Source organism: Streptomyces sp. NPDC005574, from assembly GCF_040605435.1.
In the GTDB taxonomy this organism is placed as follows: Bacteria; Actinomycetota; Actinomycetes; order Streptomycetales; family Streptomycetaceae; genus Streptomyces.
Window position 1 is genome coordinate 1 of record NZ_JBEXCW010000215.1, and the last position, 4,662, is coordinate 4,662.

11 protein-coding genes are annotated in these 4,662 nt (G+C 70.3%); 9 read left to right on the plus strand and 2 right to left on the minus strand.

The window, feature by feature from the left end:
- Nucleotides 1-90: 90 nt before the first annotated feature.
- From ABZT03_RS43135 to ABZT03_RS43175, 9 genes are read left to right on the plus strand one after another with little or no spacing between them, the layout of a single operon-like run.
- Nucleotides 91-1,008, plus strand: coding sequence for a hypothetical protein (locus tag ABZT03_RS43135; RefSeq protein WP_356049647.1), 918 nt, complete (start codon nucleotides 91-93; stop codon nucleotides 1,006-1,008).
- Nucleotides 1,005-1,181 (plus strand): hypothetical protein, encoded by a 177-nt coding sequence (locus tag ABZT03_RS43140; RefSeq protein WP_356049649.1) that lies wholly within the window; start codon nucleotides 1,005-1,007, stop codon nucleotides 1,179-1,181. Before ABZT03_RS43135 ends, ABZT03_RS43140 begins: the two co-directional genes overlap by 4 nt.
- Nucleotides 1,178-1,462: a hypothetical protein gene (locus ABZT03_RS43145; protein ID WP_356049650.1), complete on the plus strand. Its 285-nt coding sequence runs from the start codon at nucleotides 1,178-1,180 to the stop codon at nucleotides 1,460-1,462. Before ABZT03_RS43140 ends, ABZT03_RS43145 begins: the two co-directional genes overlap by 4 nt.
- Nucleotides 1,459-1,644 carry a hypothetical protein gene (locus ABZT03_RS43150; protein WP_356049652.1) on the plus strand — a complete coding sequence of 62 codons (186 nt, stop codon included), beginning with the start codon at nucleotides 1,459-1,461 and terminating at the stop codon, nucleotides 1,642-1,644. Before ABZT03_RS43145 ends, ABZT03_RS43150 begins: the two co-directional genes overlap by 4 nt.
- Nucleotides 1,641-1,898 (plus strand): hypothetical protein, encoded by a 258-nt coding sequence (locus ABZT03_RS43155; protein ID WP_356049653.1) that lies wholly within the window; start codon nucleotides 1,641-1,643, stop codon nucleotides 1,896-1,898. Before ABZT03_RS43150 ends, ABZT03_RS43155 begins: the two co-directional genes overlap by 4 nt.
- Nucleotides 1,895-2,095: a hypothetical protein gene (locus ABZT03_RS43160; protein ID WP_356049655.1), complete on the plus strand. Its 201-nt coding sequence runs from the start codon at nucleotides 1,895-1,897 to the stop codon at nucleotides 2,093-2,095. Before ABZT03_RS43155 ends, ABZT03_RS43160 begins: the two co-directional genes overlap by 4 nt.
- A complete protein-coding gene (locus ABZT03_RS43165; RefSeq protein ID WP_356049657.1) occupies nucleotides 2,092-2,865 on the plus strand; it encodes a hypothetical protein in 774 nt (257 codons plus the stop codon). The genes ABZT03_RS43160 and ABZT03_RS43165 overlap by 4 nt, the downstream gene beginning before the upstream one ends.
- A complete protein-coding gene (locus tag ABZT03_RS43170; protein WP_356049658.1) occupies nucleotides 2,862-3,293 on the plus strand; it encodes a hypothetical protein in 432 nt (143 codons plus the stop codon). The genes ABZT03_RS43165 and ABZT03_RS43170 overlap by 4 nt, the downstream gene beginning before the upstream one ends.
- Nucleotides 3,286-3,834: a DUF6221 family protein gene (locus tag ABZT03_RS43175; RefSeq protein ID WP_356049660.1), complete on the plus strand. Its 549-nt coding sequence runs from the start codon at nucleotides 3,286-3,288 to the stop codon at nucleotides 3,832-3,834. Before ABZT03_RS43170 ends, ABZT03_RS43175 begins: the two co-directional genes overlap by 8 nt.
- Nucleotides 3,835-4,008: 174 nt before the next feature.
- Here the strand turns inward: ABZT03_RS43175 and ABZT03_RS43180 are convergent, their stop codons facing one another.
- Entirely contained in the window at nucleotides 4,009-4,434 is a 426-nt protein-coding gene (locus tag ABZT03_RS43180; protein WP_356049662.1) for a DUF6221 family protein, read from the minus strand.
- A partial coding sequence (locus tag ABZT03_RS43185; protein ID WP_356049664.1) for a hypothetical protein occupies nucleotides 4,427-4,662 on the minus strand: 236 nt, incomplete at its 5' end. The genes ABZT03_RS43185 and ABZT03_RS43180, both read right to left, overlap by 8 nt.

The following is a 4,662-nucleotide window of genomic DNA, read 5'->3' on the forward strand; positions in this document are numbered from 1 at the left end:
GATCGCGGACCTCGACAGCCGCCCGTCCGCCTGACCGTCCGTCCGTCGGGGCCTCACCCCACCGCAGCCCACACCCACCAGGAGCCACATATGCAGCAGCCCGTCGCCACCTCGTGCGATCACCACTACGAGACCCGCATCCTCGGCGGCCACCCCATCAGCGTCCGCCTCTGCGCGCTGTGCCGGACACCCGACTGGTCGGACCTGTACGAGCAGGCCGACGTCCTGTTCCACTGGGGACGCGGGGAAGGCCTCGCCGGGAAGCCGCCGCGTGATCGCCTCAGCGCCTACGACATGCCGCGCGACGACCCTGCCGCCGTCCCGGCCGCCGTGTCCCCGCCTGCCACCGACCGGGCCGCGTGGCGCGAGCGCATCGTCAACGCCTTGTACGACGTGCGGCGCCCCGGGCTTGGCGGCATGACCGAGGCCGGCGCGGTGGCGCGCATGGCCGGCGCGGTGCTGGCCGCCCTCCCCGCGCCCACCGACCGGGCCGCCGTGCTCGCCGACGTCATGGCGATGATCCGCAAGGAGATCCACGACTGCGGCTACCCGCTCGACGCTGGCTGCGACTTCTGCAACGGGGTGACCACCGTGCTGGAGAAGGTCCGCCGTCTGGCCGACGAGACGCCCGCAAGCGAGAAGCAGGACGCCGAGGCGCACCCGCCGCACGACAGCTGGCTCGTCCAGGTCCACTTGCCCGACGTCGATGGTTGGCACGTCGCGTACCCCACCACGGACAAGCCCAAGGCCCTGGATCGCCTGAAGCGCGGACGCCGGGAGACGCCGGACCGCGAGTGGCGGCTGGTGCGGGAGACGACGAGCTACGCCGTCGTGCAGCCCGCCGAACCGGCCAGCGGCGAGACACCGTGTAGCGCCCGCCCCTGCAACCCGGCCGCCGACGAACTCTGCGACAACCACGCCCGGATCCACTACCACGCCGAGGGCGAACACGCCTTCTGCGAACCCGAGTGCACTACCGAGGCGCAGCAGGACGGGGCCGCATCGTGACCGCCCCCGCCCCGCGTCGCCCGCAGCCCCGCTACATCAACCAGCGCACCCAAGCCCTGCTGCACTACGCCTTCCCCGGCAAGATCCCCGCCCTGGTGATCGCCGAGGCGCTGGAGGAGAAAGCGCGTCGTGAAGGCCGGCCACTCCCACCCAGCCAGGGGAGGCGGCCGTGATCTCAGACGCCATCGACACGGCCATCACCCTCGGCTGGGCGCTCCTCGCCTGGATCGTCCTCACCTCAGCCGTCGCCGTCCTCGCCCTGTACGCGGTCGCGGTCGTCGTCGGCTGCGTGTGCGTCACCGTCTGGCGGGTCGCACGCGGCGTCTGGCGGTGGCTCAGGCGGGCGCGCAGGGGTGCCGGCGACTCTCGCGACGCCGGAGACCCTCCCGGGCCGTCTCAGGCCCCTTCACGGCCCGCACCGCCGTGGGCCCACACCGACAAGGAAGCCGCATGACCGCGCCCACAGCCCACCAGCGCCTCACCCGCGCCGGACTCTCCGCCGCCTTCGCTGACCTCGTCCTCGACCAGCACGCACACGAGCTGGCCGAAGAGATCCGGAGCGCGGACTATCCCGCCCACGCCACAGACGGGGCCGACTACGCCGCCGACCTCATCGACCCCGAGGTGACCCCGTGACCCCCGACCGGCGTGCCGCCCTCACCTGCCGCGCCACCGCCCTCGCACTCGCCGCCCTCGCCTGCGCCCTCGCCGCCCACCAGCAGTGGGCCTACGCCGGAGTGTGCGCCTACCTCGCATTCATCGCCCTGCTCATCGCCGCCGGCCTCACCTGGCACACCACCAAACGCCAACCCGCCGCCGTCTGCTGCCAGTACGGACGCCACTCCGGCGGCGCCGCCCACACAGCCGACTGCACCCGGAGCGCCACATGACCGAACGCCTCACCGTCAACTCGATCAACAGCGACGGACTCGACGCCCTGTACGACCGGCTCGAACACGCCGAGGCCACCGTCGAACGCGTGCGCGCACTCCGCGACCGCTGGCTACTGACAACCCTGGAACCCGGCCAAGTCCGCCGCCTCCTCGACGGAATCACCGAGATCCTCAACCAGACGGAGACACCGTGACCAACCTGCCCGCCTCCACCGCACCAGCAGCCGCCGCCCACCCCAACATCCAAGGCCGCTGCCCAGCCTGCCGGGGCGCCTCCCTGTTCCTCGGCTCCGGCGGATACGTCACCTGCTCCCGCCTCGACTGCCCCAACCCGTGCGCCGCCGACCAGCTCCTGCACCACACAGACCCGATCGAATGCGCACACGAGGCCGCCCTCGGCCAGGCGCAGGCCGAGGTAGCCAGGCTCACCGCAGGTGAGGAACCCGTGACCGATCCGGCGGTCCACCTCACGGCCGGCCAGTGGATCTGGGAGTGGAACCGGGCCGCCCCTGAGGCGAGGCTTCAAGCCGCAGAGCGAGTCATGCGGGACACGGAGCGTGCGAGCCGGTGCCGGTTGATGGCCCACGAGGAGCGCCTCGATGAGGACCGGCACGCGTGGGTCGCGGTCGCCCGCGTGCGCGATGTCCTCGCCGACATGGAGCAGATCACCGGGGCGCGGCACTGGGCGCGCATCCTCCGCAAGGCAGTCGACGGAGTCCAGCGCGCCCCGGTGGCAGCGACCGAAGCGACCGAACCGCCCCTGGTGCTGCCCCACGACATGGCCACCACACTCCACCGAATGCTCGGCCAACTCCTCGGCGACGAAGACGCGCAGGCCATCGCCCGGGTGCGGGCACTGCACCAGCAGACAAACGGGATGTGCTGGGAGTGCAACCACGAGTGGAGCGTGTCGTGGCCCTGCCCAACGATCAACGCACTCGACGGAACGGAGCCCACCCCGTGAGCGTCTGCGCCACCTGCTACCAGCCCAACATCCGCGACCACAACAAGCACAACTGCCCCGGCCTCGGCGAAATCCAAGTCAGCCGCCAACTCGGACGCGGACTCATCGTCGACAAGGCGCCGCGACGTGCCCGCATGAACCTCTCACTCCTCGCCAATCACGGCTACGGCCTGACGATGCAGAGCAACGACCTCATCAACCTGGCCGACCAGGTGCTGTACCAGGTCGTCGGCTACGACCCCGAACACGCGGCGCTCGTGCTGGAGCTGGTGGAGGACTGGCGGCAGGCCGGGGTGATCACCTTCGACCAGTGCATGACCGACGCTGAGGTAGAGGCGTTCAAAACACGGTGGAAGGAGACGTACGGCAACAGCCAAGCTGCGCACGTCGTCACCGAAGTCAAAGCCGAGGAGCAGCGGCATGCCTGACCTGCACGGCTGGATCACCCAGCAGATCGACGAGGCGCATCAGCGCGCCGACCGCTGGCACGACACCGAGTGCGACGTCCACGCCACCACCCTGATCGACGTGACTGTCCTCCAGTCCGCAACCCTGTGCGACTGCTGCGGCCCGGCCTCGGTGCTGCGCCGCTGCGAAGCCGACCGGAAGATCCTCGCCATCCACGCCCCACAAGACGGGGACTGGGAACCGCACGCCTGCCAGGGCTGCGGCACGGATAGTGAGTACGGCGTCCTCGTCGACCACACCAACGACTGCGAAACCCTCCAAGCGCTCGCCGAGGGCTACGGGTTGACGGAGGAGCAGCGGGCCACTCTGGACCGGCCCGAGCCCGAACCCCGGCAGCGCCGCATGGGCGGGTTCCTGATGTCGGACGCCATCGCCGAATCGTTCGCCTCGTTCTGGCTCGGCACCCGTCCGGTCGAGCCGCGCCCGGAGGTGAAGGCGCTGGAGATTCTCGGGCCGGAGTTGAAGAAGATCGCCGGATACGTTCCCACGCCCGAAGGCTGACCGCTGTGGCATCCTGACCCTTGCGGCTCCAACCGCCCCGGGCATCAACTCATTGGCGTGAGTGCCCCTTCGACTGCCTCGCCCCTGACCATTCTTCGGCAGGCTGGCGGGGCAGTCGCATGCAACGAGGCCCTACCCGTCACGCTCGGGTAGGGCCTCGCCTGCTACACGCCGCTACGGCCGCCACTCCTCGCGATACCCAGGCCGGTCCGCGTAAGGCGCGGCGATCAGACGCAGCGTCGGACACGGAAAGTCCTTGCCGCCGCGGCTCCACTCCCGGTTGCCGTCCGCATCGTCGTCGAAGGTCTCCTCGTTCGCGCAGGTGGAGCATCTCCAGCCGTCGATCCTGTGCTCGTGCAGCAGTGCTCGCTTGGCTTCGATGTCCCGCAGCACCCGCGCCGGATCATGCTCCGCGATGAACCTGCCGCGCTCCGCCTCCAGGAAGTCCTGCGACCCCGTGGCCACCATGTCGCCCTCGCGGCGGGTTACGACGTACCCGTCGTCGTAGTCCCAGTCAGCCCCGAGTTCCTCGGCTGCCGTGGTGGCGCGCGCCGCGTCGGCGTCGAGCTGCTCGCCGTACCACCGGACCAGATCATCCATCCGACGGCTCCCAACCCGCCGCCACCTCATAGACCGTCCGGACCACAGCGCGCGCGAGCTGCTCCCCCTGCTCCTCGGACACGCCGACTTGCAACACCGCCAGGCCGGTCTGATAGGAGAGCACGTTGGCCAGCCGATCAGCCTTACTCCACTCAGCCTCTGGGGTGTCGGATGGTGGCTGTTCCGTTGTCGCCATCGGCGCTCCTTCAGTTCGGGTCGAGAGGTCTG